This window comes from Mesorhizobium sp. M2A.F.Ca.ET.039.01.1.1, assembly GCF_003998035.1.
Classification (GTDB): Bacteria; Pseudomonadota; Alphaproteobacteria; order Rhizobiales; family Rhizobiaceae; genus Mesorhizobium.
This window is the reverse complement of sequence record NZ_RZRY01001218.1, coordinates 1-1,139: the sequence shown is the minus strand read 5'-3', so window position 1 is coordinate 1,139 and position 1,139 is coordinate 1. Positions and strand designations below refer to the sequence as shown.

2 protein-coding genes are annotated in these 1,139 nt (G+C 67.1%); both read left to right on the top strand.

Annotated elements, in window-relative coordinates; translation table 11 throughout:
* The coding region (locus EOA24_RS38760; protein ID WP_189354627.1) for an L-serine ammonia-lyase, iron-sulfur-dependent, subunit alpha at nucleotides 1-587 on the top strand (587 nt) is incomplete at its 5' end.
* A gap of 84 nt (nucleotides 588-671) precedes the next feature.
* Nucleotides 672-1,109 (top strand): DUF1489 family protein, encoded by a 438-nt coding sequence (locus EOA24_RS38755; RefSeq protein WP_126082637.1) that lies wholly within the window; start codon nucleotides 672-674, stop codon nucleotides 1,107-1,109.
* Nucleotides 1,110-1,139 lie beyond the last annotated feature (30 nt).

Genomic DNA, 1,139 nt, shown 5'->3' with positions numbered 1-1,139 from the left:
CCAATGACTGGCTGTCCATCTACGCCATGGCGGTCAATGAGGAGAACGCCGCCGGCGGGCGGGTGGTGACGGCGCCGACCAATGGCGCGGCCGGCACGCTGCCGGCGGTGCTGCGCTATTGGCTGCATTTCCATCCCGAAGCCGATCAGCCGAGCATCCGCGATTTCCTGCTGACGGCCGCGGCCGTCGGCGGCATCATCAAGTCCAACGCGTCGATCTCGGGCGCCGAAGTCGGTTGCCAGGGCGAGGTGGGCTCCGCCTCGGCCATGGCCGCCGCCGGCCTGTGCGCCGTGATGGGTGGCACGCCAGAGCAGGTGGAGAACGCCGCCGAGATTGCGCTCGAGCATCATCTCGGCATGACCTGCGATCCTGTCGGCGGCCTGGTGCAGGTGCCCTGCATCGAGCGCAATGCCCTTGGCGCGGTAAAGGCCGTGACGGCCGCTTCCTTGGCCATCAAGGGCGACGGCACGCATTTCGTGCCGCTCGACGCCGCGATCGAGACCATGCGCCAGACCGGCCTCGACATGAACGAGAAGTACAAGGAAACCAGCCTCGGCGGTCTGGCGGTGAACGTGGTGGAGTGCTGAAGTCTTACGGACACTCCAGGCTGGCCCTGTGGAGAAGTCGCTCAAGGCGTTGACGCGTCAACCCTCGCGGCTAAATCTTGGGGCATGTCACTCAATCTCCTAAAACTGTGCGTCGGCTGCGACAGCGTCGAGGATCTCGAAGAGTGGATCGCCTTCCGCCTCGACGAGCGGCGGCGCGCCGGCGAGCCGGTCGAGCACTGGCACACCACCCGCATGGTGCCGACGCGCGGCAGCGAGATCACGGACGGCGGCTCGCTCTATTGGGTGATCAAGGGCAGCGTGCAATGCCGGCAGCTGATCACCGAGATCAGGCCCTTCACCGACGCTGAAGGTATCGGCCGCTGTCACCTGGTGCTCGATCCCGAGGTCGTGCGCACCGACTGGCAGCCGCGGCGCGCCTTCCAGGGCTGGCGTTACCTCAAGCCCGCCAATGCGCCGGCCGATCTCGGCAAGGGCATGGCGGCACTCGCCGAGATGCCGCGGAAGCTGAGGCTCGAACTCGCCGAACTCGGCCTGCTCTAAGCGCTGGCCCTTCGGCTCGCCAAGCGTGGG